The organism is Pseudomonas sp. 05N431, from assembly GCF_056397005.1.
This window is the reverse complement of sequence record NZ_JBFTMN010000002.1, coordinates 225953-251287: the sequence shown is the minus strand read 5'-3', so window position 1 is coordinate 251287 and position 25335 is coordinate 225953. Positions and strand designations below refer to the sequence as shown.

23 protein-coding genes and 2 pseudogenes are annotated in these 25335 nt (G+C 57.1%); 14 read left to right on the top strand and 11 right to left on the bottom strand.

All coding sequences use genetic code 11. The features are described 5' to 3' along the window. Position 1: 1 nt before the first annotated feature. The 7 genes and pseudogenes from AC1DIG_RS04100 to AC1DIG_RS04070 all read left to right on the top strand — a co-directional run. A complete protein-coding gene (locus AC1DIG_RS04100; protein ID WP_477766261.1) occupies positions 2-526 on the top strand; it encodes a serine O-acetyltransferase in 525 nt (174 codons plus the stop codon). 49 nt (positions 527-575) lie between these two features. Beyond that, the gene (locus AC1DIG_RS04095) at positions 576-1553 is read left to right on the top strand and encodes a glycosyltransferase family 2 protein (protein ID WP_477766260.1); all 978 of its coding nucleotides are present in this window, start codon (positions 576-578) and stop codon (positions 1551-1553) included. Between the two features lie 7 nt (positions 1554-1560). Next, positions 1561-2496: a DUF535 family protein gene (locus tag AC1DIG_RS04090; protein ID WP_477766259.1), complete on the top strand. Its 936-nt coding sequence runs from the start codon at positions 1561-1563 to the stop codon at positions 2494-2496. Positions 2497-2754: 258 nt separating this feature from the next. After that, a complete protein-coding gene (locus AC1DIG_RS04085) occupies positions 2755-3957 on the top strand; it encodes a glycosyltransferase family 4 protein (protein ID WP_477766258.1) in 1203 nt (400 codons plus the stop codon). Further along, positions 3954-5141, top strand: coding sequence for a glycosyltransferase family 2 protein (locus AC1DIG_RS04080; RefSeq protein ID WP_477766257.1), 1188 nt, complete (start codon positions 3954-3956; stop codon positions 5139-5141). Before AC1DIG_RS04085 ends, AC1DIG_RS04080 begins: the two co-directional genes overlap by 4 nt. Further along, positions 5141-5893 (top strand): WecB/TagA/CpsF family glycosyltransferase, encoded by a 753-nt coding sequence (locus tag AC1DIG_RS04075; RefSeq protein ID WP_477766256.1) that lies wholly within the window; start codon positions 5141-5143, stop codon positions 5891-5893. Before AC1DIG_RS04080 ends, AC1DIG_RS04075 begins: the two co-directional genes overlap by 1 nt. Then, positions 5892-6023: pseudogene (locus AC1DIG_RS04070) on the top strand (transposase); the annotation flags it as partial. The gene AC1DIG_RS04075 and the pseudogene AC1DIG_RS04070, both read left to right, overlap by 2 nt. Positions 6024-6025: 2 nt before the next feature. Here the strand turns inward: AC1DIG_RS04070 and AC1DIG_RS04065 are convergent. From AC1DIG_RS04065 to AC1DIG_RS04045, 5 genes are all read right to left on the bottom strand, one after another. Then, positions 6026-6526 carry a hypothetical protein gene (locus AC1DIG_RS04065; protein ID WP_477766255.1) on the bottom strand — a complete coding sequence of 167 codons (501 nt, stop codon included), beginning with the start codon at positions 6524-6526 and terminating at the stop codon, positions 6026-6028. A 453-nt stretch (positions 6527-6979) separates the two neighbouring features. Further along, positions 6980-8086 (bottom strand): glycosyltransferase 61 family protein, encoded by a 1107-nt coding sequence (locus tag AC1DIG_RS04060; protein ID WP_477766467.1) that lies wholly within the window; start codon positions 8084-8086, stop codon positions 6980-6982. 84 nt (positions 8087-8170) lie between these two features. After that, positions 8171-9313: a hypothetical protein gene (locus AC1DIG_RS04055; protein WP_477766254.1), complete on the bottom strand. Its 1143-nt coding sequence runs from the start codon at positions 9311-9313 to the stop codon at positions 8171-8173. 42 nt (positions 9314-9355) lie between these two features. Further along, entirely contained in the window at positions 9356-10777 is a 1422-nt protein-coding gene (locus AC1DIG_RS04050) for an undecaprenyl-phosphate glucose phosphotransferase (protein WP_477766253.1), read from the bottom strand. Positions 10778-10811: 34 nt separating this feature from the next. Next, a complete protein-coding gene (locus AC1DIG_RS04045) occupies positions 10812-11099 on the bottom strand; it encodes a hypothetical protein (RefSeq protein WP_477766252.1) in 288 nt (95 codons plus the stop codon). Between the two features lie 602 nt (positions 11100-11701). Between AC1DIG_RS04045 and AC1DIG_RS04040 the strand changes: the two genes are divergently transcribed. The 5 genes and pseudogenes from AC1DIG_RS04040 (at position 11702) to AC1DIG_RS04020 (ending at position 16503) form a co-directional block, all read left to right on the top strand. After that, positions 11702-11866: a hypothetical protein gene (locus AC1DIG_RS04040; protein ID WP_477766251.1), complete on the top strand. Its 165-nt coding sequence runs from the start codon at positions 11702-11704 to the stop codon at positions 11864-11866. Then, positions 11827-12230: pseudogene (locus AC1DIG_RS04035) on the top strand (sulfatase-like hydrolase/transferase); the annotation flags it as partial. The gene AC1DIG_RS04040 and the pseudogene AC1DIG_RS04035, both read left to right, overlap by 40 nt. A 62-nt stretch (positions 12231-12292) precedes the next feature. After that, the gene (locus tag AC1DIG_RS04030) at positions 12293-12961 is read left to right on the top strand and encodes an ABC transporter ATP-binding protein (protein WP_477766250.1); all 669 of its coding nucleotides are present in this window, start codon (positions 12293-12295) and stop codon (positions 12959-12961) included. Position 12962: 1 nt separating this feature from the next. Further along, positions 12963-15440 carry an ABC transporter permease gene (locus AC1DIG_RS04025; protein ID WP_477766249.1) on the top strand — a complete coding sequence of 826 codons (2478 nt, stop codon included), beginning with the start codon at positions 12963-12965 and terminating at the stop codon, positions 15438-15440. Then, the gene (locus AC1DIG_RS04020) at positions 15430-16503 is read left to right on the top strand and encodes a lipocalin-like domain-containing protein (RefSeq protein ID WP_477766248.1); all 1074 of its coding nucleotides are present in this window, start codon (positions 15430-15432) and stop codon (positions 16501-16503) included. The genes AC1DIG_RS04025 and AC1DIG_RS04020 overlap by 11 nt, the downstream gene beginning before the upstream one ends. A gap of 301 nt (positions 16504-16804) precedes the next feature. Here the strand turns inward: AC1DIG_RS04020 and AC1DIG_RS04015 are convergent, their stop codons facing one another. Further along, positions 16805-17563 (bottom strand): anti-sigma factor family protein, encoded by a 759-nt coding sequence (locus AC1DIG_RS04015; RefSeq protein ID WP_477766247.1) that lies wholly within the window; start codon positions 17561-17563, stop codon positions 16805-16807. Then, positions 17556-18068, bottom strand: a complete 513-nt coding sequence (locus AC1DIG_RS04010) for a sigma-70 family RNA polymerase sigma factor (RefSeq protein ID WP_477766246.1) — start codon at positions 18066-18068, stop codon at positions 17556-17558. The genes AC1DIG_RS04015 and AC1DIG_RS04010 overlap by 8 nt, the downstream gene beginning before the upstream one ends. A gap of 148 nt (positions 18069-18216) precedes the next feature. Between AC1DIG_RS04010 and AC1DIG_RS04005 the strand changes: the two genes are divergently transcribed. Then, entirely contained in the window at positions 18217-19188 is a 972-nt protein-coding gene (locus tag AC1DIG_RS04005) for a metallophosphoesterase family protein (protein WP_054596721.1), read from the top strand. Between the two features lie 12 nt (positions 19189-19200). Then, positions 19201-19521: a cupredoxin domain-containing protein gene (locus AC1DIG_RS04000; protein WP_477766245.1), complete on the top strand. Its 321-nt coding sequence runs from the start codon at positions 19201-19203 to the stop codon at positions 19519-19521. A 472-nt stretch (positions 19522-19993) separates the two neighbouring features. Here the strand turns inward: AC1DIG_RS04000 and hglS are convergent, their stop codons facing one another. The 4 genes from hglS to glcD all read right to left on the bottom strand — a co-directional run bounded on the left by hglS (position 19994) and on the right by glcD (position 25280). After that, on the bottom strand, positions 19994-21391 hold the full coding sequence (gene hglS, locus AC1DIG_RS03995; protein ID WP_477766244.1) for a 2-oxoadipate dioxygenase/decarboxylase HglS: 1398 nt from the start codon (positions 21389-21391) through the stop codon (positions 19994-19996). A gap of 110 nt (positions 21392-21501) precedes the next feature. Next, a complete protein-coding gene (glcF, locus tag AC1DIG_RS03990; RefSeq protein ID WP_477766243.1) occupies positions 21502-22719 on the bottom strand; it encodes a glycolate oxidase subunit GlcF in 1218 nt (405 codons plus the stop codon). 3 nt (positions 22720-22722) lie between these two features. Further along, positions 22723-23781, bottom strand: coding sequence for a glycolate oxidase subunit GlcE (glcE, locus tag AC1DIG_RS03985; protein WP_477766242.1), 1059 nt, complete (start codon positions 23779-23781; stop codon positions 22723-22725). Further along, positions 23781-25280: a glycolate oxidase subunit GlcD gene (gene glcD, locus AC1DIG_RS03980; RefSeq protein WP_477766241.1), complete on the bottom strand. Its 1500-nt coding sequence runs from the start codon at positions 25278-25280 to the stop codon at positions 23781-23783. Before glcD ends, glcE begins: the two co-directional genes overlap by 1 nt. Positions 25281-25335: the final 55 nt, after the last annotated feature.

The window sequence follows — 25335 nt, the reverse complement described above, 5'->3', positions numbered from 1 at the left end:
TATGTTCGAGAATATACGTGCGGACTTGCGTGCATACGCTGGTGATTGGGCTGCTCAGGGGTTCTGGGTGATGCTGGTTTATCGCTTTGGGCGCTGGCGCTACGGAGTGCGCCCAGCATTCTTGCGTAAGTTTTTCTCCTTTATATACAAAGTGCTCTTCAAATTGGTGCAGATCGTGACGGGTGTCGAGCTGCCGTGTGAGGTGGTGATCGGGCGCAACTTCGTCATCGATCATTTCGGCGGAATCGTGATCAGTGGTTATGCTCAGTTCGGCGATGATTGCCGCATCCGCAATGGCGTGGTCGTGGGGCTCAAGAATGTGGAAGAGCCGATTGCCCCGGTGATGGGTAACAATGTTGATATTGGTGCCGGGGCCAAGGTGCTGGGCAATATCCGCATTGGTAACAACGTCGTGATTGGTGCCAATGCCGTGGTGCTGACAGATGTACCGGACGACTCGGTGGCAGTGGGCGTGCCTGCGACTATCAAGAAAAGGCAGCGCGCAGAAGCAAGGGAATGCTTATGAGCCCTCCGGTGGACGATATCGGGCAGTTTTACATCGCTGAGTGAACTCAATGGCTACTGGTATTGGTGTCGTTGTTATCGGTCGCAATGAAGGCCTACGGCTTGAGCGTTGCCTGGCTTCGCTGGGCGGTGCGGCGCAGAAGGTTATTTATGTCGACTCTGGATCAACGGATGGTTCAGTCCAGATGGCACGGCGGCTTGGGGTCGAGGTGGTTGAGTTGGATATGTCGATTCCCTTTACGGCTGCGCGCGCGCGCAATGAAGGATTTGCCTGCGTGCAACGTTTATTGCCGGCGATGCGTTATGTGCAGTTTGTCGATGGTGATTGTGAGGTTGTCGGTGGCTGGCTGCCCCGGGCGCAGGCCTTTCTTGATGCACAGCCTGAGGTTGCGGTGGTCTGTGGACGGCGTCGTGAACGTTTTCCACAGCGTTCGATTTACAACTTGTTGTGTGATCTTGAATGGGATACCCCGATAGGTGAGGCCAAGGCGTGTGGTGGCGATGCGCTGATACGGGCTGACGCCTTCGCCGCAGTGTCTGGTTTTCGAGCGGATCTTATTGCCGGGGAAGAGCCTGAGTTGTGTGTGCGTCTGCGTGCGAATGGATGGAAGGTCTGGCGCCTGGCTGACGAAATGACCTTGCACGATGCGGCCATGACCCGCTTCGGCCAATGGTGGCGGCGTACCCTGCGTGGTGGTTATGCCTTTGCCGAGGGCGCATTTTTGCATGGGGCCGCACCGGAGCAACATTGGCAGCGTGAGTCGCGCCGGGCCTGGCTCTGGGGCTTGGGTGTCCCGCTGGCGACTATGATCGCGAGTTTGATGCTGGGATGGTTTGGGCTGCTTGTGCTGCTGGTCTATCCACTGCAGGTGGTGCGCTTGGCTCGCCGGGGCGATAGATCAGCGCGCGAAAACTGGCTGCAGGCCTTCTTTCTGGTGCTGAGCAAATTTCCCGAGATGCTCGGCCAAATCAAGTTTCTGTTGCACAGATTTGGCGCTGGCAAGACGGCGTTGATCGAATACAAGTGAGACGGCTATGAATGATTGGCTGATACTAAAAAGCGTGTTTTCTTTACATGCAGGGTATTCCTTCAGGGCGTTGAAAAATAAGCTTGTATTACTGATTTTAGTTGGAAAAAACTGGTCCGAGCTGAAGTTGTTTTTGTGGCGTATGTCGAATGCCCTGGGCAAGACTGGTTTTGAGAAGTTGGGAGGTGATTGTGTCGGTGTTGTTCATTGGCCGTACATCAGTAGATGCTGGCGATCTCAGGATAGACTTAGTGTATTGGCCTCGCATTACGAAGTCGTCACAAAACGCTGTCCACAGCTATTGCTTCTGGGACGAAATGACAGCTTGATGTTGAGTGACTTGTCGGAGTGCTCTGTGGGTTGTTCCTTGGTTCTAGATCGTCCGGTATGGTTTATGCGTGAAGGGGAGTTGGTGCTGAATTTGTTTCAGGGTGATTTGCGTATTGCATCAATAGCGTTCACCTTGTGTCGCACGGAAGTTGAATTATGTATTTTTATCGGTGCCGTTCAAGGGATACACAAAGGCGTAGAGAGTGATAGGTCTTTGGAAATTTATAGAACACTGACAAAAGATTTTGAAGGCCTTCGCCCAAGAAGTCTTCTGATCGAAGCCATTAAGTATATTGCAAACAGTGTTGGTGTTGAAAAGATTTATGCGATAGGGGATGGCTATCGTCATCATCGTCATCCGTATTTTGGGGCTGAAAAAGCTCAAGAGCTGGCGGCTAATTATGATGTCATATGGTTGGAACATGGAGCGATTCCGTCCGGGCGCGAAGACTTTTTTGAAATTCCCATGGTGTTGTCCAAAAAAGCGCTTGATTGTATTCCTTCAAAAAAACGTGCCATGTACCGCAGACGTTATGAGCTTCTAGATGATATTTTTGCAAGGATAGATAGTGTGTTAATAGGCAGCTGTGCAACTAGCATGAGCGCTAATTAGTTCGATGCTTTACTGTGGGGTCTGGTGGCATGAAACTGCAGTAGTCACTCTTGGTCAGTTGGCGGGCGGCACTGTTTCAACTATTGATTTCGAAGTGTATATAAGGTGTCGGAGCGAAAATTCCAGGTGGGGTATTGCTCGGAGAAAATGCAAGGACCGGAATAAACGCCGTGGTGCTTGTTGACGTTCTTGATAATTGTACTACTGTAAAAGTACCTGTAGTAATAGTTCACTGCAACGACATCTAAGCTGGTTCTTATGCGTATCGCTTATTTGATCAATCAATACCCCAAGGTCAGCCATAGCTTCATTCGTCGCGAGATTTTGGCGTTAGAGCGCCAGGGCTTTGTGGTGCAGCGCATTGCTCTGCGTGGTTGGGATGCCGAGTTGGTGGATGCCGAGGACGTGTCCGAGCGCAGTAAAACTTTCTATGTGCTGCAGGGCGGAGTCAAAGAGCTGTTAGTGCCTGTGCTGCAGGTACTGCGCGCCCAGCCGCGACGCTTTTTTTCGGCGTTGTGGCTGGCGCTACGTATGAGCCGGCATGCCGATCGGCCCTGGCCGTACCATTTGGTCTATTTGTCCGAGGCATGTCGCCTGCTGTTTTGGTTGCAGGCGTTCGGCGCCGAGCATGTGCATGCGCATTTCGGCACTAACTCAACCGAGGTGGTGATGCTGGCCAATGCACTCGGCGGGCCAGCGTACAGTTTTACGGTGCACGGCCCGGAAGAGTTCGACAAACCGCAGTTTATTCATTTGGGCGAGAAAGTCCGGCGCGCGGCTTTTGTCGCGGCTATCAGCTCTTATGGGCGCAGCCAGCTGTTTCGCTGGGTAGCTCATGCGCACTGGGCAAGGGTAAAGGTGGTGCATTGTGGTCTGGAGCGGGCGTTTCACGATGTACCTGCAGTTGCCGTGCCGTCCGTACCGCGGTTGGTCTGCGTGGGTCGTTTGTGTGAGCAGAAGGGCCAACTGTTGTTGCTTGAGGCCGCCCGTATCCTGGCAGCGCAAGCCGTGGTGTTCGAGATAGTACTGGCCGGCGATGGGGAAATACGTGCGCAAATCGAAGCCCTGATTGCACTGCATGGCTTGCAAGCACAGGTGCGAATCACTGGCTGGATTAGCAGTGAGCAGGTGCGGGCGGAAATTCTTGCGGCGCGGGCCTTGGTGTTGCCGAGCTTCGCCGAGGGCTTGCCGGTGGTAATCATGGAGGCCATGGCCTTGCGCCGGCCAGTACTGACGACCTATGTGGCGGGCATTCCCGAGTTAGTGCTTCAGGGTGAGAACGGTTGGTTGTTTCCCGCTGGAGCTGTGGATGAGTTGGCGGCGGTGCTGGCCGACTGCCTCGCGCAACCTGTCGAGGTGTTGCAGCGGATGGGCGAGGCGGCTTATCAGAGAGTGCTGGAGCGACACGATATCGATACCGAAGCGGCCAAGTTGGCTGATTTGTTCAGGGCGCAAGCATGATCACCTTAATTGATTGGCTGTTCAGCACACTGCTGGTGCTCATGGTCCTGCCGGTGTTGGTGCTGTTTGTGCAGGTGCTGCTGGCCTGCCTGCCTGTGCGGTTGCGCTCGTCGGCGCAAAGATCGCGGCTGCGGGTGGCGGTGTTGGTACCGGCACACAACGAATCCTCGATGATCGTCGCGACGTTAAATACCATTCGGCTGCAGTTGCTCGAGGGCGATCGCTTATTGGTGGTGGCGGACAACTGTTCTGACGACACGGCCGCGCTGGCCCGCACGGCGGGCGCCGAGGTGGTGGAGCGCAGCAATGATCAGCAGTGTGGCAAGGGTTATGCGCTGGACTTTGGGGTGCGTCATTTAGCGAGCGTTGCGCCGGACGTCATGATCGTTGTCGATGCTGATTGCCAGGTGGGTGAGGGCTTCATTGAGCGTTTGGCGGTGTGTTGCATCGACTCAGGACGGCCAACGCAGGCACTTAATTTAATGCTTGCTCCAGCTGGTTCCGGGCTAAAAGTGCGGTTTGCCGAGTTTGCCTGGCGTGTGAAGAATCTGGTGCGGCCGCAAGGTTTGGCTTGGCTTGGTTTGCCCTGCCAGTTAATGGGTACGGGAATGGCTTTCGTCTGGCGGGATCTGGCTTTGATCGATTTAGCCAGTGGCCACATCGTCGAAGATTTGAAGATGGGCTTCGATTTCTGCCGCAACGGCAAGCCGCCTTTGTTTTGCCCCGATGCCCTGGTGACCAGTTATTTTCCGCGCAGTGATGAAGGCTTAAGTATCCAGCGTACGCGCTGGGAGCATGGTCATCTCGGGGTAATCCTTGGTGATGCGCCAAAGTTGTTTGTAGAGTCGATCAGCCGGCGTAACTGGAACCTCCTGGCTATGACGCTGGATTTAATGGTCCCTCCGTTGGCCTTATTGACTTTAGCGTTGGGGGCTGTTTTTAGTCTGTCATGGTTGGTGTTTATGCTGTGTGGAACTTTGGCTCCAGCATTAATCGCTTCTGCCGGGGTGGCAATATTGATTGTGACTGTCTTGCTGGCATGGAGCCAATTTGGTCGCGAGATTATATCTTTTTCAGCCTTGTTGTATGCGCCGTTCTACGCGGTGAAAAAAATACCCTTGTATCTAGGTTTTCTGCTTAAGCGCCAAGTTGAGTGGGTGCGTTCGAAGCGAGATGACAATTAATGTGCGCTTTTGCCTGGCAGCACAACTGGCAAACGATTATCCAGAAACTCAGGGTGGTCAGTGATCTCGATGATGAGCAAGGATTGATTGATGCTTTATCCAAGCCTGAGGCGGCGACAGTACTTGGATTCGTCAATGCCTTTGCCATGAACCTGTTGGCGGGCAACACCGATTACTATAACGCGCTGTCCGCTGCTGACGTGTTACTACGGGATGGCTCCGGCATGGCTATCCTGTTTCGCCGACTCGGCTTGGTGCCGGGGCTAAATATGAATGGCACGGATTTTATCCCCAAATTACTGGCCGCGTTCAAGGGCCGGCGCGTGGCTTTTTGGGGCACTGCAGAGCCCTTTTTAGCGAATGCGGTGCAGCGTAGCGAAGCGGTATTTGCGGTCAATGTAGTTTCTGCTCACCATGGTTTTGCTGAGGTGGATGCCTACATCAACCTTGCCCGGCAACTGCAGCCAGAATTGGTTGTGCTGGGCATGGGCATGCCCAGGCAAGAAGCCGTTGCTGCCAGGCTAGCTGCCAGCGGCGTGCCATGCCTGATAGTGTGCGGTGGGGCGATCCTGGATTTTCTCGGTGGCAAGGTTGTTCGGGCTCCGCAATGGGTGCGTCGCCTTGGTTGTGAGTGGGTATTCAGGCTGATGATTGAGCCAAAGCGGTTATTCAGTCGCTATGTGGTTGGTAATCCAATGTTCTTGTTGCGCACGCTGATCTGCAGAGATGCGCCTACATTAAGGAAACCCTGAAATACATTACCCGAAGGGTGAAGGCGGTTCGTCCGGCCTCTGCGTTGATGGCGATGCTGCGCGTGCATCTGTTGCAGAACTGGTTCGGTTACAGCGATCCGACCGTGGGGAGGCATTGTACGAAAGCACTACCTACACCTTCCGTCGATTGGCAAACACGATAAAACCAAACAACGCGGAAGAAAATAACCATGCTGCCGCAGGAAGCGGAACCGCACTCCGTTGATTGATATAAGAATTGGCTGTCCCAGCCAGACCTATACCCTGGACATGCCGACCAACCCTGGACTGGCCATTGGCAAGCGCCGCAATTAATCTGTTAAATGAAGAAGCATTGGCGCACGGCCCAAGGAAGCTGACCCACTCGCCGAGAGCGTTGACCCCATTGTTAAGCACGCCCTTGGTAGCAAAGCTCTGCGTGTGAGAATCACCGGAGAAGTCGGTGTGAAAGCCAATGGCGTTGCCACCCACGCGCTCTTCGATCAGCATGCCTGGTTGAGGTCCTAAACCCTCGCCAGAGTTGCTCATGCAATTAGATTTATAGACCAAACTGGCCGCCTGAGCACTAGAAACAATCGCACCATTCAGGAGCATTAATAACAAAACGGATTTAATAAAAAGTGTCAGGTGCATAACATCGCCTCCCTGAGCAGAGGAGTATTCTTTTGTCGGACGAAGGAGTCTTTATCAAGTTAAATTGAGCATAGTAGGTACATAGCTGCTACGTCAATAGTACGTCGCCATGATAAATATAAATAGAAAATCAGTGTGATTTCGTCAAGATAACGTCGCAACAAACACGTCAGTCATCAATCAAGCGGACTCTATCCGCATGAAATAGCTTCAGGCTTGAGCATCGCCCGCAACAGGGCGGTCTCAAAGACCAAATGCAACACGCGCCCCGCACCGCCTTTGGCCTTTCCGCTCAACGTGAAACGGGGCGGATGCATGGAGCGCTTACGGAAAACTGACCCCCCCCTGCCGATTGAAATTTGACCCAAGGCGCGTTGCTGATACCCAAATTAGCGTTTGATCACTCGGAATGGGGCTCGACCTTGGCACGAGGAGCGTGGTTCAGATCAGGTCTCATGAAGGGAATAGGTCTAGAGTGCGCTCAACCTCATCGGGGTCGATTGTAAAGCCATCGCCCTCTGGCGTTCCCACCACAAAGCCAAAATTCTGGTGATCGCGATCCGTTAGATACTTGTAATAACAGATGAAACGATTCGGGGGCTGCAGAGCCAGCAGTGAGCCACCAGGTTGAAGTACATTGACACCATGTACGAGATGACTCCCCTCGACCCCCACCACGGTTTTTGCTCCTGCGCAGGTCGCTACGATGGTCGGAACATCGGTTTTCGAAGGGTCGAGAATGCGAAAACCTCTGCGGTTATGCAGACGTTCAGCGAGTTCCATTTCATTGTGTAACAGCCGCAATTCACCGTTGCCACCTCGCAGAATGAAAACTCCGGGGTGGGAGCTGTACCTTACGTGTGACAGTAATTTTTCACCCATCGCGCGAAAGCGTAAATGCCTATTTCGATTTTGACTTAGATCATCGAATATCACGAGCTCACGAAAAAACGCATTGCGCAAACGAACCGGTGTTATGCCAAGCCAGTCCTCATATTCGGGAGTCTGGGGAAATAGGGGAGACCTGGTGGATGGCGCGGTCGTCACCGGAACTCCTTCGTCGCATGCTAATGGGTAAGTTACACAGTCTTCCATCAGCCAGGAGCCAAACCATTTGTTTCCACCTGCTGTACAGTAAATCGCCCCGCGCTCCATCTCGGTTTCCACGGAGATTTTTGGAAGCCAACCAGACCTGGGAGATAAGCAGGATTTTGCGTTGCCCTTGTAGAGTGTTCCATCTATCAGCCAGACATCTTTAAGCAGGTGGCCTCGTGTTGGACCATGATCAACGCTGCCTATTCCTTCCATTGTACGACGGGGGTGTTCGTAAGGAAAAAAGCGTTCTTCCTCCCATCCTGTCACACGTTCGAGTTGATTGGGCAGGAAAAAAGCCGGTGGAGAAATTGATGTTTCGCCAAGCGCAATATCCCAGGTTTTCACCGCCGCACTTTGCGGGGTTTCCGCCGGCTTTCGCATAACCCGCGCTCTTACAATATGCCGGTATGCAGCAAGGCTCCATGTTGTCCGGTGGCTGCTCGTTAACACGCGTAATTCCGACATATCATGTTCACTCTCATCTGCCTCTACAAAAAACAGTAAATGGCGCGAGCGCCTAAACTGCATTTTTTAACATCAGAAAGCTGCTCAGGTAGATATAATTCTCTCCACAATGGGCGGGGACTTCAAATGAGCATAACGACTACGTAACCTGTCGAGAAGAAGTTCGCTTGGGCTCTTGGCACAGTAGAGATAAATTTTGTATAGCCCGCCAAACCCCATATTAATATAGCGAGTCGCCACTTCCTCATCGTTTTGCCCGTCCGGCAAACCAAGATGAAGTGTCAGATTTTTTCCCTCGACAGCAAATAACGGTGTATGCCAAAGGAGTTGGGCTGCACCCACCTTGGGTAGCCGGACAAACATATAAGCGTGGTTACCCAGTGTATCAATATCACCGCCACGTCTCCTTTTCCATTCGAGAAGTCCGTCGTCTGGACGGGCCAGGCAAGTACCGATGTCATAATAGTCAAAGCCATTGTTTATTGCCCACTCAAGCTCCATAAATGTAGTGATCGAGTTGACTTCATTCAGCCTTTTGGCATCTGAAAAAACCGCCTCAGGATAGCCAGCACGTATCATGCTCCAGTAGCGCTTTCCGGCCCGAGTAATGACGCACGCAAGTTGGCATGCAACAATTTCGTCTTCCAACAGTATTAGATCGAGTCGGCCGAAAGTCTTTGCGATCCTTGAAACTTCATGTGGGGCAATTTGCGAGGCGGCAGTGCCATGCCTTGCGATGGCATAGGGTTGAAGCATTTCCCTGTCGGCTCTTTCAATTTCGTCATCCGTCAGCGCCTGCTTCATTCGGTAACGCGACTGGTTCTTGCGTATGTTTCGACGCAACTTACTATCGTATCCCGCCGTGATATCGTCAATGGAGCGACCCAGCGGCACGATAGCACTCAGAAAGTGAGGTACATACAACGCGCCCAAAGTTGGCATTTCACTGACTAGAACCGTACGGTTCGATTTATCCGATTCCGATTTGCTGTCGGCCACAGGAGACTCCACCCCCATGAGAACCTTGGCCATCTCCCGCTGTGCTCTTCTTCCCACATAGAGGATGTCGTAAGGACTGTCTGTGCGCAGCTTGAATCTGACAATCTCCCAGCGCCAGAAACAGGCTCGCCCAAGTATGTCTCGCAGCCAGGCTACAGTTTTTCTTAGCTCAAATCGTATTGAGGGAGATATGAGTTTTCGGATCGGCACCGCTAAATACGCTTTCATTTCCGGCACTCTGTGAGGTTTATGAGTCGCTTACAAGACTGACTAATAGGCTCGCTTGCCGGTGAAGGCAAACAGCGTTCGCAGAAGAATGACGAAATCGAGCCAGAGCGACCAGTTGTTGATGTACTCAATGTCAGACTCAACACGCTGAATCATCTGCTCTATATCTCTCGTTTCACCGCGAAAGCCACGCACCTGAGCCAGGCCTGTGATGCCTGGCTTGATATTGTGACGCGCAAAGTAGTCCGCGATGCCATGCGAGTACTGCACATCATGCTGAATAGCATGCGGGCGAGGCCCCACCAGGGACATTTCCCCCATCAAAACGTTGAACAACTGTGGTAGTTCATCCAGGCTGGTTCGCCGAATAAAGGCTCCAACCCTGGTCATGCGCGGATCATTCTTTTCTGCCTGCTTGACGATGCCGTCTTCCAGCTGATGGACGACCATGCTTCTGAACTTCCAGATACGGAAAACTCCACTCCACCCCATGCGCTCCTGTCGAAAGAACACCGGTCCAGGGCTATCGACCTTGATGGCAATCGCTATAGCCACCAGCAATGGAGCCGCAAGAAGCAAGATAAGAAAAGCCAGGACTTTGTCCTCAAAATTCTTCAGAAACAGACGCATCCCCATCAGCGGAGTTTCAGACAAAGTCAGCACGGGAATACCGGCAATTTCACGAACGCTGTGATTGATCAAACGCAGTGAAAAAATGTCAGGCACCCAATTAATAGCAATGTGCTTATCAAGCAGCTTTAAGTAAACATCCTTAATGACCTCCGAGCCATCCAGAGGTGTAACGAAATATACGGTACGAATGGAATGTCGCACGATTAACTCATCTAGGTCGGAGATATTACCCAGTATCGGCAAACGTTGCGTGCTTTCTAAGCCCTCCTTCCCCCGATCATCGCCCGCCTCAATCAACACGCAACCGACCACCCGTTCACCAAGCCAGGGATTATTGCTTATTTTCTGGTGAAGGAAGCTAGCCAGCTCCCCCGAACCAATAATAAGAGCGGCTTCCAATTGATTCGGGTGGGTCAAGAGTTTCTTCTGCACTTCGAGTGTCGCCAGGTGCAACAGCAACTGAGCGAAATATCCAACGATAAATAACTGCGCAACCAATAAGCGTGAGTACTGTTCACTTTGTTTGGTCAGAAAGGCCATGACAACGAGAAAACCAAAAGCAGCAAGCCACGCCTTCAAAAGCTTAAATGCTTTGACGGTAAATCCAACATTGCTTCGGTAAATAGCATAATGGTCGTACACGACGGCCAACGCCCCAAGCAGCAACAGGAGCATGATGACATAAGCCTGCGTTATAACGCCGATATGATAGTCGATTAGATACCATGCGACACCGATCACAGCAACAAAATCGAGACCGGCCTGAATAGCGTTACTGGTACTGCTTCGTCGCTGGAGTATGGAGCGGCTACTGCTGGGTTCGAATATCATAATTAGACCTCATTAAACTGAGAATCCAAAACGCTTATCTTTCAAACAATAAAAAGGCAATGAAAATATAATTATTAATTAACTTGTCAGCGTTGAATGATCCATCAGCAGTGCACCGCAGCTTCGATGATTCGCACCACATTGGCAGCTCTCCTGGTGCCAGAGCCTTGAGCAGGTCGTCCTGAACCATCAGCGCCAGACCCTTCTCGTAATACTTGCTGGCCTTCTCAGCCGGCGAGGAGCAGGCCGCCAAGCCAGCAGAACAGACTGCAAGGAGCGCGACCCAGGCGTCTTTGCCAACCTTGCTCAAATACATCTTCATCAAATTCACCCCCCTTGGAGGTCAATGCGGAATATGAGCCGCCAGCCGTGACACAACCAATCTCATAAAATCTTGTAAGCGCTTAATCTGCAGCAGTAGGCGCTTCGCAGGCTCTCCACATCACATAATCATCCAGTCCTAGACTCACTTCGGCCTGGACGTCCAATCGACTCTCACTAGCACGCCACTCATCCAGGAGATCCTCCCTGATCGATCAGTCGTTATCCGCTCCCGTTTCAGCAGCTGAAAGAAGCTTTCTGCTATGTCGGGGTATAGCCCAGCGTGGACAAACCATGTCAGCAAACTGACATGATCCTTATGTTGAAAAATGGTCAGGAGTTAGGCGATCTGCCATCAAGTGCCGTCAGACAGCGGCTCTGCCTGTGGTTGAGGCGTTTCAGACACTGTAAAGAAAGCGATAAACGGTCGTAAGGCTTGAATTACAAGGGTTAACAAGATGTAGGTGTGTCATTTTTGAGTCATCTGTTTTTTGACGCTTTTGCACGTTAGATGGCATTTCTTGCGCTTTAAGGGCGTGCTGCTCGTGTCAAAAAATGGCCAGTAATGATCTCTCCACACCGATCAGGAGCGAGAGAGGACTCATGACGAGATACCTGAAGGAACTGCTGCTGGTTTTGTACGTGCTGAAGAGCGTTGGCTGCTACCTGGAACGCTTGAGTGCCATGGGCATCGGGTTAACACCGTCGGTCCGCGTGAGCCGGTCAGCGCTGCGTCCGTCGCCAATTGCAGAGCCGACACCAACGTGACCTTGCGTTATGGCGGTACGCGCACGGACTACACACGCATCAATTCGACCTTGCCGTCGATCTGGCAATACGCAAAAAGGCCGGGCTGCACACGGTCTACATCGACGCCTAACGCCCGGGCGGTAATCTGCAAAACCTGACGACCGACCTTGAGCGCAAGGATACCGACGAATTCGTCCAGTTCGACCAGACCAGCGTGCGCGACCGCGACATGGACCGCTCCAGCCACTACAACATCTTCCCGACACCGCTCCAACTGATGGGCTATGACCTGGCGGTGATCGAACCGATCTACGGCAAGCCGCTGAGTCAGCCGACCGATGACGATTTCACCTTTAACTATCGCTTTAATGCGCGAAGGGGAGACTTGGGCGTTCAATCCTGTCCGCTATCCTTGATCTCACCTTCTGTTGAACGAGCGTTCTCATGCTTGAAGTGCACGGCGTGTTCAAAAGCTACGCCACCCCGCAAGGCCCGCTGGCGGTGTTGCAGGGTGTCGACTTGCACCTGGCACAAGGCAGCAGCCTGGCGCTGATGGGCGAATCGGGCAGTGGCAAGAGCACCTTGTTGCACTTGATTGCCGGGCTCGACAAGGTCGATCGCGGCAGCATCTGCATGGGCGATCAGCGCCTCGAGCAGATGAACGAAGTGCAACTGGCGAACTGGCGGCGCACTGAAATCGGCTTGGTGTTCCAGCAGTACAACCTGATTGGCAGCCTGCGGGTCGAGGACAATCTGGCATTTCAGGCACGCCTCGCCGGGCGTCATGACCTGCGTTGGCAAGCGCACCTGGTGCAGCGGCTGGGGCTGGGGGATGTGCTTGGGCGATACCCGGAGCAGTTGTCCGGTGGTCAGCAGCAGCGGGTTGCCCTGGGGCGGGCCCTGGCGTCGCGTCCGCGCCTGCTGTTGGCCGATGAGCCAACCGGCAGTCTCGATGAACACACCAGCGACGAGGTGCTCGACTTGCTGCTGGAGCTGCTCGATGACAGCCCCAGCAGTTTGTTGATGGTCACTCACAGTCCACGGGTCGCCGCACGGCTGGCCGAAAAAGTGCTGTTGCACGGTGGACGCCTGATCGACGCAGGCCAACGCTGATATGGACGTTCTGCGTGAAACCTTGCGAGCGCTGCTCAGCCATTGGCGCCAGCACCCGGTGCAGTTTTTCAGTGTGCTGACCGGGCTCTGGCTGGCCACCGGCTTGCTGACCGGGGTGGAGGCGCTGAACAGTCAGGCGCGAGACAGTTACGCTCGCGCCAGTCAACTGATTGGCGGTGAACCCCAGGCCAGCCTCAGCACGCCGAATGGTGCGACCTTCTCTCAGGCGTTGTTCGTCGACCTGCGCCGGGCCGGTTGGCCGGTGTCACCGGTGTTGCAGGCGCGAATTCAACTCAAGGGGCATGAAGACCTGCGCTTGCAGTTGATGGGTATCGAGCCGTTGTCGTTGCCCAGTGGTTCGGCGCTGGCCGGACAACACCTCGACATGGCGCAGATGGCCGATTTTGTCGGCACGCCGGGCCGCACCTGGATTGCCCCGTCAACCTTGCAGGCACTCGATCTGCGTGAGGGCGCTCAACCGCAAAGCCTCAACGGGCAGACCTTGCCGCCGTTGCACAGTCAGGCTGATATGGCCCCCGGCGTGCTGCTGGTGGACATCGGAGTTGCCCAGCAGGTGCTGGGTTTGCCGGCACAGGTGTCGCGACTGTTGTTGCCCAAGGATTTCGCCGCCACCGGGCCTCAGTTACCCGCCGAGTTAGCCGGTCAGTTGCAGCTCAAGCGCAGCGGTGAGGAAAACAATCTGGCGCGGCTCACCGAAAGCTTTCACCTGAACCTCGATGCGCTGGGGTTTCTGTCGTTTGTGGTCGGCTTGTTCATTGTCCACGCGGCTATTGGCTTGGCGCTGGAGCAACGTCGTGGACTGTTCAGAACCTTGCGCGCCTGTGGGGTCAGCGTGCGGAGGCTGATCTTCTGCTTGAGCCTTGAATTGGGTGGGCTGGCACTGCTCGGCGGATTGGCCGGAGTAGTCAGCGGCTACCTGTTGGCCAGTCTGCTATTGCCGGACGTTGCCGCCAGCTTGCGTGGTTTGTATGGCGCCGAAGTGGCGGGGCAGTTGAGCCTCAGCCCGCTGTGGTGGTTCAGCGGGCTCGGCTTGAGCCTGCTCGGCGCACTGCTGGCCGGGGCGAACAGTTTGCTGCGGGCGGCGCAACTGCCGTTGCTGGCGCTGGCCAACGCGCAAGCCTGGCATCAGGCTCACGCGCGTTGGTTGCGGCGTCAGGCCTGGGTAGCGGCAGTCGCTGCGGCGATCGGCCTGATCGCGTTGCTGTGGGGTGACAGCCTGGCCAGCGGTTTTGTGCTGATGGCCGCGTTGTTGATCGGTGCCGCATTGAGTTTGCCGGTGCTGCTTGACGCTGTGTTGAATCGGCTTGTGCGGCGCAGCCGGTCGGTACTGGGGCAATGGTTTCTCGCCGATTGCCGTCAGCAGTTGCCTGCCCTGAGCCTGGCCTTGATGGCGCTGCTGTTGGCGCTGGCGGCCAACATCGGTGCCGGCAGCATGACGGCCGGTTTTCGCCAGACGTTCAGTGATTGGCTGGAGCAACGGCTGACCGCCGAGCTTTACGTCAACCCGCAGAACCCGGCACAGGCCACCGAACTGCAGCAATGGCTGCCGGAACAAAAGCTCAACGCAGTGTTGCCCAGCTGGCAGGTCGCGGTGTCGTTACAGGGCTGGCCGGCGGACCTTTACGGGGTGATCGACCATCCGACCTATCGCGAGCACTGGCCGTTGCTTGAAGCGTTGGGTGAGCGTCCCTGGGATCAGTTGGTGGTGCACGACGCTGTGATGCTCAGCGAACAACTGGCGCGTCGACTCAAGCTGCGACTCGGTGACCACCTGAGCATTCCCACACCTCAAGGCGCGTGGTCGCCGCAATTGATCGGGATCTATGCCGACTACGGCAACCCCAAGGGGCACTTGCTGGTCAACGCTGAACACCTGCAGCGTTACTGGCCGCAACTGACGCCGAGTCGCTTCAACCTGCGTATCGATCCGGTGCAAATCCCGGCGTTGCTGACGGCGCTGCAATCGCGTTTTGCCCTGGACGACAGCCGCATCGTCGATCAGGCCCGGCTCAAGGGCTGGTCGACGCAAGTGTTCGAACGGACCTTCGCGGCGACGGCGGCGCTCAACAGCCTGACCCTCGGCGTGGCCGGTGTGGCGCTGTTCATCAGCTTGCTGACCCAGAGTCAGAGCCGTCTCGGGCAGCTGGCGCCGTTGTGGGCGCTGGGTGTGACGCGCCGACAATTGATGCTGCTCAACCTCGGGCAGACCTGGTTGCTGGCACTGCTCACGCTGGTGGTGGCGTTACCCTTGGGACTGGCGCTGGCCTGGTGCCTGGACACAGTGATCAACGTTCAGGCATTTGGCTGGCGTTTGCCGTTGCGGGTGTTCCCGTTGCAACTCGTGGAATTGATGGGGCTGGCAATGTTGGCGACGTTACTGGCGTCGGCCTGGCCATTGTTCAAGCTCTATCGTACGCAACCGGCGGACCTGCTGAGGAGCTTTGCCCATGAGGATTAACTGGGCCGTCGGTGTGTTGTTGCTGGTATTGACTGGTTGCGATGACTCGTCGACGCACAACGAAAGTTTCGCCGGGCTGGGCAGCGACGCGGCGGCGTTCAAGCAGGTAACGCCGGGCCGGGTATTCAGCTTCCCGGCCGATCACGGTGCGCATGACGGTTACCGCGTTGAATGGTGGTACATCACCGCCAATCTCAAAGATGGGCAGGGCCGGGAATTTGGCGTGCAGTGGACGTTGTTTCGCAACGCCCTGAACGCCGGGCCTGAGCAGCCGGGCTGGGCCAGCCAGATCATCTGGCTCGGTCATGCGGCGGTGACCTCGGCGACCGTTCACCACGCCGCCGAGCGTTATGCCCGCGGTGGCGTCGGCCAGGCCGGGGTTCAGAACGTACCGTTTGCGGCGTGGATCGATGACTGGCGCCTGAACACTCAAACCGACACCGCGAACCCTTTGGCCGAAATGCAGATGCAGGCCAGCGGCAAGGGCTTCAACTATCGGCTACGACTCACTTCCAGTCGGCCGTTGGTGCTGCAAGGCGAGCAGGGCTTCAGTCAAAAATCCGAGCAGGGCCAGGCGTCGTACTACTACAGCCAGCCGTTTTTCCAGGCCAGCGGGAGCCTGGAAATCGACGGCACAACGTATCAGGTCAATGGCCCGGCCTGGCTCGACCGTGAGTGGAGCAGCCAGCCGCTGACGGCGAACCAGACCGGTTGGGACTGGTTTTCCCTGCACCTGGACGGTGGCGCGCAGTTGATGCTGTATCGGATGCGGCAAAAGGAAGGAGTGGCATACCTGACTGGCACCTGGATCAACCCGGATGGCAGCACGCTGCGCCTGTCGCGAAACGACATCAGCCTCACGCCGTTGGGGTCTTCCAAAGTGGCCGGCCGGAGTTTACCGACAAGCTGGTCGATCAAGGTCCCGGGCAAAGGCCTGGACATCACCAGCAGCGCGCTGAACCCTCAGGCCTGGATGGATTTGCGCATTCCCTACTGGGAGGGGCCAGTGCAGTTGAGCGGCAGCCATGCCGGTAACGGGTATCTGGAAATGACCGGGTACTGATCCAGGGCGCCGCCCGGTATCTTTGCGCTTTTGCTCAGGGACGCAGCTCTGATCGAACTGGTTCGTTTTTTTTCGTTACAACAATTTTGCGGAAACAGGGTGTCCAGATTAATTCAGAATTTTTCAACGGACAGAACGTTTGCGTTGCATTAAAATCCCCCCGTTCGCCCAGTGTCGGGGCTCTTTACCGGTGCATGGATTGCCAGGCCATAACACTGGGCGAACACCTTCCTCCAGGCGCGATAAACAACATTTCATGATGTGCCTCATCGCACCGATAGCCTTCTAGTAACCCCTCTCGTTAAAAAGCACCCTGTTCAAGTAACTGGCTGAAGACTTCCAGTTCGGTTTTTTCCAGATCGGATATCACGATAAAACGCATGTGATTGTGTTGCCACGCGACCGCGTTGTAGCCGCGGATGGACTGACTTTTCCGGGGCTGATCGGTTTCTGTCGTCGGCATCATGAACACGTTGATGATGTGCTTCGCCCGCCCGTAAGACAGCGCAGCGGTCGTCTGGTGTTGCAGGTAATCCAGGCGCCCGCCGAGTAAAGGGAAACCCTGTGCCGAGAAGTCGAACACCGGCGGTGAAAAGTCCAGCTTGCCGGTAAACCAGGGCTTGACCGTGTGCCGGTCGGAGGACACGACATCGTTCAAGTGCTGGGCCATCAGCGAGCGCACATGGCTGGACACCGCTTCCTCCAGCCAGGGTTGCTCAGGCGAAGGCGTGGCCACATACAACACCAGGGCCATGGCCAGCGCGACCGCAGAAAAAACCGGCGCCAGCCACTTGCGTGTGGCATCTCTCAACGCCTGCCACGGAGAGGCCGGTGACGGCAGATTGACGAAGACCTGTTGAATCAGCGCATCGGGCGCCGCGTAATACGGCGCATAGGCTTTGACGCTGGTGATCAGCCGTTGCATTTCGTCATGCACGCGTTGGCAGTCGACGCAGTGCGACAGGTGCCCGGCAACGTTCGCAGTGGTCGTTGCATCCAGTTCATGGTCCAGGTAGCCATGAATCAATTCATGGCAGACCGTGCAGTTGATCTCATTCATGGCCTTGCAACTTCAGTAGTTCCAGCTTGAGCATGGCGCGAGCCCGGGCCAGTCTCGACATGACGGTTCCCAGAGGTATGTCGACCACCTTCGCGATGTCCTTGTAAGGCATGTCCTCCAATTCCTTGAGGACGATCATTTCGCGAAAAGCAGGGGGCAGGGCGCGCAGTGCCTGTTGAACCCGTGCGGCGTCTTCGGCCTGCATGGCGAGCAGTTCCGGTGTCTGGCTGTGGCTCAGGGCAAAGTTGTCTGGCGAAATTTCATCGCCGATGGCGACCCATCGATGGCTGGCCGAGCCCTTTAGCCAGTTGTAACTCTCGTTGCGTACGATCGTCAGGAACCAGGCCTTGGCATTGCCATCGGCAAAGCGATGCAGAAATCTAAACGCCTTGAACGCACTTTCCTGCACCACATCATGTGCCGCGCTGTCACTGCCGGTGAGCCAGCGCGCGAGGTTGTAAGCGGCATCCATATGCGGTGCAAGCAGCTCCTCAAATCGCTTCATAGTGCCCCAGCCTTTGCCCCCTATAACCCGGATTCGCTGCGTTTTATTCCCGGAATGAAAAATATTTTTTTCCCGGGAATAAAACCCTGACCGGCTCGGTTGTACATCCTGTCAGTTCATCAATGTAGACCGCTACGAGGGCGTTCCCATGAACATTCGTCCGGCATCACATGAAAAACGTACAGACGGCCCCCTGGACCCCGACCGCAGGCACCTGCTCAAGTGCTCGGCGTGGGCGGGTGCCGGTGTCATCTGGGCATTGAGTGGCGGCATTCCCCGAGCGTTCGCTCTGGGCGAAGATGGCCAGGTGAAGGACCCGAAAGCGCTGGACAGCACCTTCCACTTCGTGCAAATCAGCGACTCGCACATCGGTTTCAACAAGGAAGCCAATCCCGAACCGCTGAAGACCTTGCAGGTCGCCATCGACAAAGTCATCGCGCTGCCGAAAAGGCCTTCGCTGATCCTGCACACAGGGGACATCACCCACCTCTCCAAACCGGAGGAGTTCGATACTGCCGCGTCTGTGCTCAAAGGCCTGCCTTCAACCGTGCACTACATTCCGGGCGAGCACGACACCCTCGATGAGGGCGGCGGCAAGCTCTACCTCGAGCGCTATGGCAAAGGCACCAAAGGCAACGGCTGGTACAGCTTCAACGACCATGGCGTGCACTTCATCGCGCTGGTCAACGTCTTCAACTTCCAGGCGGGCCACGAAGCCACACTCGGTGCCGAGCAACTGGCCTGGCTGCAGGATGATTTAAAGGCGGTGAGCACCAGCACACCGGTTGTGGTGTTCACCCACATTCCGTTGTGGACGATCTATCAGCCGTGGGGCTGGGGCACCGAAGACGGCGATCAGGCCATCGCGATGCTGCGTAAATACGGTTCGGTGACGGTCCTCAATGGCCACATTCACCAGGTTATCCAGAAGGTCGAGGGCAACATCACCTTCCACACCGCACGCGGCACGGCTTACCCGCAACCCGCACCCGGTGTCGGGCCAGCTCCGGGACCGATGACCGTGGCAGCCGATCAACTGCGCAATTACCTTGGGATAACCGAGGTCAAGGCGACGCAGGGCGATCATCCATTGGCATTGATCGATTCGACACTCGTTTAGGGGAGCGCAGAGATGAAGCATTTACTGCGGGTACTGGCCTTGGGTTGGTTGATGGTGTCGATACCGGCGTGGGCGGAAGGGACCAAAATCGACATCAAGGAATTCATGTTTGCTCCCAAGGACGTGACGGTAGCGGTGGGCACCACCGTGACCTGGGTCAACGACGATCAAACGGTCCATACGGTGATGGAAACCCACAAGGTCTTTCATTCAGCGGCGCTCGACACCAACGACAAGTTTTCCTACCAGTTCAATACGCCGGGGACGTTTGAATACTACTGCGCACTGCACCCGCAGATGGTTGGGAAGATCATTGTCAGTGCAGCGAAGTGAGGGGCGTTGCAACACAGAAAAATGGGTGACCCCAGTGTTTGGTAACGGTCAATCAAGTGAACGCAAAGTTCGAAACAGCAAAGATCCAATGTGGGAGCGAGCTTGCTCGCGATAGCGGTGGAACAGTAAACATTGATGCTGACTGTAAAACCGTCATCGCGAGCAAGCTCGCTCCCACAGTGGACTTGCTTCGTTTCACTGAATGCATTTCCTTGGCTGACCGTTATTAAACCCAAGTCGCCATCACCAACACGCAGAACCTGTGGCGAGGGGGCTTGCCCCCGCTGGGTCGCGAAGCGGCCCTAAAATCGGTGATCGCATTGCATCAGGAAAAATACATCCGTCGGTTTTACGACTGCTTCGCCCGAGCGCGGACCGGCCGGCGGGGGTAAGCCTCCTCGCCAAAAATGCCCGCCAGACCAAAGATTTGCATTAACTGACGTGCATTTTTCTACGACGATCCGCCGACCTATCAACTCAGCGACGGCACATTAAGCGCGGCGCAGCACTCCTCAATCGACCTCCGCTGCGTATCGGCATACAGCGCCAGTTCATCAATAGTCGACCGCCCCAGCGCTTGTTCAAACGCTTGCCGATTCGAATGCTCGCCGTAGTGAGTCTGCGCGGCGTCACCGAGGTTCGACTGGAAAATCCCCGCTGCGCTGACCGGCAGAAAGTCTTCGTACACCAGCGGCACGGCGCGGATGTACCCGGCATCGAGCAAGCCGTGCAACGACGCTGTCCCGAGTTCGTCGCTATCAGCCGCCAGGCCTTTTTCGGTGACGAAGTAGCGGAAGTACGCCAGGCCTTGTTCGCGCATTTCGTTGTAGCTGTCCGGGAAGGCTTTGAAATGCTCTTCCATCAGGCTGTTGTAGCGCGCTGCGTTGGCTTCGTTGGGGAAGTCGTTGAGTGCGTCGCGCGCGGCGTTGAGCAGGCGGTCGTAGAGTGCGCGGCCTTCAGGCGTCAGTGCGGCGCCGCGTTGTTCTATTTCACCGAAGCGGGCGCTGTGGCTGCCGTGGGCCTGCTGCTGATCGGTGAACGCAATCGGCTCGTCCAGCGCTTTGAAACTGGTCTGGCGCAGCAGGATCGGGCACTGGCGGCGCGGTGGGCCTTCGATTACCGCTTTAGGCGTGATGCCGTGTTCGGGCATTTTGGCCTGCACGATGTCGATGTCCAGCGTGCGCGGCGTCAGGTGGTTGATGTGCGGGCCTTTGAAGGCGACCACGTCGGCGATCAACCGATGCTGGGCGCTGAGTTGCTGGTATTGCGCGGCGGTGACGGTGGCGCGGTGGTGCCAGCGGAAGGTTTCCAGAGCCTGTTCGACGAAGTCCTCGGCTTGTTGCTCGTTGAGTCCGCCGTGTTGTTCGGCCTGTTCGATCAGCGCCAGTGCCTGCGCGGTGAAGATCGAACGCTTGGCCAGCACCGATTCGGCAAACGCACGCAGTTCGGGGTTTTCGATCAGCTCCAGGCGCAGCAGCGAGGTGAACACCCGGAACGGGCTGACTTGCAACGACGCTTCATGCACGGCGCGGAACGCCGTGGAATGCACCGGCACCCCGGCCGGCGTCAGGTCGTAATAGCCGACTGGCTGCATGCCCATCACCGCGAACAGACGGCAGAGGGTCGCCAGCTCTTGCGCGGTGCCGACGCGGATCGCCCCGTGGCGTTCCAGGTCCAGGCGCTCGATTTCGCCTGTGCTGCGTAACTGTCGGGCAATCGCCGGATCGCTGTCGAGCACCTGGGCGTTGGTCTGCGCCACCAGTTCCATCAAGGCGCCGTACAACGGCACTTCTTCGCGGTACATGTCTGACATCGCCCGCGAGAAGCGTTGGCGGATCAGGTCTGGGCTGACGACGTTGTAGTTGCTCATAAACACGAATCCCGGCGCAGTGACAGTGGAGTAGGCCGATTCTGTTCGGCACAGGCGACGCTGACAAACGAAGTTTCTTCTGAACTTCATTCTGCAAACGACTGCTGTGATCAGCGCAACATCTGATCCACCAGCTCGATCCAGTGCCGGACCGGTGTCCGTCCGGCACTGGCGAGGTGGCTCTGACAACCGATGTTGGCAGTGACGATCAGCTCCGGCCGGCCGCTTTCCAGAGCATTGAGCTTGTTGTCGCGCAGCTGCCGGGCGAGTACCGGTTGGGTCAATGAGTAGGTGCCGGCCGAGCCGCAACACAGATGACTGTCAGGCACACTGGTGAGGTTGAAACCGAGACGGGTCAGTAGTTCTTCGACTGCACCGCCGAGTTTTAGCGCGTGCTGCAAGGTGCACGGGCAGTGGAAGGCGATTCGTCGTTCGGTGGCCGCGCACACTCGCTCCAAGGGTTCGTTGCGCAGGATCTCCACCAGGTCTTTGCTCATCTCGCTGACCCGTTTGGCTTTAGCCGCGTAGGCCGGATCGGTCTTGAGCAAATGCCCGTAATCCTTGATGAACGCACCGCAGCCGCTGGCGGTTTGCACGATGGCTTCGGCGCCGTTTTCCAGCGCGGGCCACCAGGCGTCGATGTTCTGGCGGGCGCGATTGAGCCCCTGTTCCTGAGCGTCGAGGTGATAGTCCAGCGCCCCGCAGCATCCGACCTGGCTAACGGTGCAGACGCTGATCCCCAGTCGATCGAGCACCCGCGCTGCGGCAGCATTGGTGTTCGGTGACAAACCCGGCTGCACACAACCTTCGAGTATCAGCACTTTTCGCGGATGCACCGAGGTTGGCCATTCCCCCGCAGACGGAATGTCATGCGGCAGTTTGGCTTCGAAGTCGCGCGGCATCAGCGGCCGGAAGGTCGCACCGATCTGCAACAAGGCTTTGAACAGTCCGGGGTTCGGCGCCATCGCCCGCAAGCCCTGGCGCAACACGCGCTGGCTCGCCGAGCGCGGCACCGCCTGATCGACCACGGCGCGGCCGATGTCCAGCAGGTTGTGATAATCGACCCCGGAGGGGCAGGTGGTTTCGCAGGCCCGACACGACAGGCAGCGGTCCAGGTGCAATTGGGTCTGGGCGGTGGCGGGGTGGCCTTCGAGCACTTGCTTGATCAGGTAGATGCGCCCACGCGGGCCGTCCAGTTCATCGCCGAGCAACTGATAGGTCGGGCACGTGGCGTTGCAGAACCCGCAGTGCACGCAGGTGCGCAGAATGCTTTCGGCTTCTGCCGCGCGGGGCAGGCGTTTGGCCTGTTCGCTGAGGGTGGTCTGCATGCTTCAGAACTCCGCGTACATCCGGCCAGGGTTGAACAGCCCCTGAGGGTCGAGTTGGGCCTTGAGCTGTTGGTGATAGCGCAACAGCGCCGGCGCCAACGGCTGGAACGGGCTGTCGCTGACGCCGTGGCTGTAGCACGTCGCATGGCCGCCCAGATCCGCGGCCAGCGACTGGATGTTCGGCGCCTCGGATTTCAACCAGCGTTGCGCACCGGCCCAATCGATCAACTGTTCGCCGGGCAGCGTCAGCGGGCCGATGTTGTTGGGTAATGACAGACGCCACAACGGCAGCCCTGCATCGAAAAATGCCAGCTGTTGTTCATTCAGTGCCTCCCAGTATTGAGCGTCCAGCACCTCGCCACCGAGGCGTTGATGGGCGGCGCTGACCGAACCTTCGCCGCCCTCCAGCCGCAAGTGCAGTTGCCGGCCGTCATGGCACGCCGCGCTGATGGGCAGCGGTTGCTGGCCCCATTCGGCGAGTTTGCTCAAGGCGTGGGCGCTGTCGAGTTCCAGGCTGATGCTCAGGCACTGGCGCGGTTTGGGCAGGACCTTGAGCGAGACTTCGGTGATTACGCCGAGGCAACCGAAGCTGCCGGTCAACAACCGCGACAGGTCATAACCGGCGACGTTTTTCATTACCTTACCGCCAAAACGCAACGGCTTGCCGTCGCCGGTGATCAGCCGGGTGCCGAGCACAAAGTCGCGCACCGAACCGGCCCACGGGCGACGCGGGCCTGATAGCCCCGAGGCGATCATGCCGCCGACGGTGGCGTCTTCACCGAAGGAGGGCGGTTCACAAGGGAGCATTTGCCCGGCCGCATCCAGCGCTGCCAGCAACTCCCTCAGCGGTGTACCGCAGCGGGCTGTGATGACCAGTTCGGTCGGGTCATAGCTGACGATGCCGCGATGGACGCGGGTGTCGAGCACCTCGCCAGCCACTTCGCGACCGAGGAATGCTTTGCTGCTGGCGCCTTGAATGCGCAGCGGCGTGGCGTTCTCACGGGCCTGGTTGATCTGCTCCAGTAACTCCGTGCTGGCGTCCCGGTCCTGTTCGGTGCGCATCAGAAACGCTCCAGGTCGGGGAACGGCAGTTGTCCGGCGTGGACGTGCATGGCGCCGAACTCGGCGCAGCGCTGCAGGGTGGGAATGTTCTTGCCGGGATTGAGCAAGCCTTTAGCGTCGAACGCGACTTTGATTGCGTGAAACACTGTCAGCTCGTCGCTGTTGAACTGCGCGCACATCTGATTGATTTTCTCGCGGCCGACACCGTGCTCGCCGGTGATGCTGCCGCCCACCTTGACGCAGAGTTCGAGGATTTTGCCGCCGAGGGCTTCGGTGCGTTCCAGTTCGCCGGGCTGGTTGGCGTCGAACAGGATCAGCGGGTGCATGTTGCCGTCACCGGCGTGAAACACGTTGGCGACTCGCAAGCCGTATTCACTGGCGAGTTCGGCAATCCCCTTGAGCACCCGAGGCAACTCGCATCGCGGGATGGTGCCGTCCATGCAGTAGTAATCCGGCGACAAGCGTCCGATCGCCGGGAACGCTGCTTTGCGTCCGGCCCAGAACTTCACCCGTTCCGCCTCGTCGCGGGCCTGGCGCACTTCACTGGCGCCGGCCCGTTCCAGCACGGCGCGAACCCGCAGGCAATCATCGCGTACATCGGCTTCGACGCCATCGAGTTCACACAGCAGAATCGCTTCGGCGTCCACCGGGTAACCGGCGTGAACGAAGTCTTCGGCGGCGCGCAAGGCCAGGTTGTCCATCATCTCCAGGCCTGCGGGAATGATCCCGGCAGCGATGATGTCCGCCACGGCGCCTCCGGCTTTTTCCACGGAGTCGAAACTCGCCAGCAGCACTTTGGCGGCCTGTGGTTTGGGCAGCAGTTTGACCGTGACTTCAGTGATGATGCCCAGCAATCCCTCGGAGCCGTTGAACAGTGCCAACAGGTCGAACCCCGCGGAGTCCAGCGCGTCCGAGCCCAAGGTCAGGTGTTCGCCTTCGATCGTCAGCACTTCCAGTTTCAGCACATTGTGGACGGTCAGGCCGTATTTCAGGCAGTGCACGCCACCGGCGTTTTCCGCGACATTGCCGCCAATCGAACAGGCAATCTGCGAGGACGGGTCCGGCGCGTAATACAGGCCAAGCGGTGCGACGGCCTGGGAAATCGCCAGGTTGCGTACCCCCGGCTGAACCCGTGCGGTGCGGGCGGCGGGGTCGATGTGGAGGATCTGGTTGAAGCGCGCCATCACCAGCAGCACACCTTTTTCCAACGGCAGCGCGCCTCCGGACAATCCGGTGCCGGCGCCACGCGCCACCACGGGCACCCGATGGGCGTGACAGAGTTTGAGCACGGCTTGAACCTGCTCGAAATAATGCGGCAGCAGCACCAGCATCGGCGTGGTTCGATAGGCCGAGAGCCCGTCGCACTCGTAGGGTTTGAGTTCTTCTTCGCGGTAGAGGATGTCCAGCTCCGGCATCTGCTCACGCAAGGCGTTGAGCAAGGCATCCTTGTCGACCGGGGGCAGGGCACCGTCGATGCGTTCGTCGTAGAGAATGTTCATCAGATGACAAGCCTCACACCGTCCGTAGCAGCTGCCGAAGGCTGCGTTCGGCTGC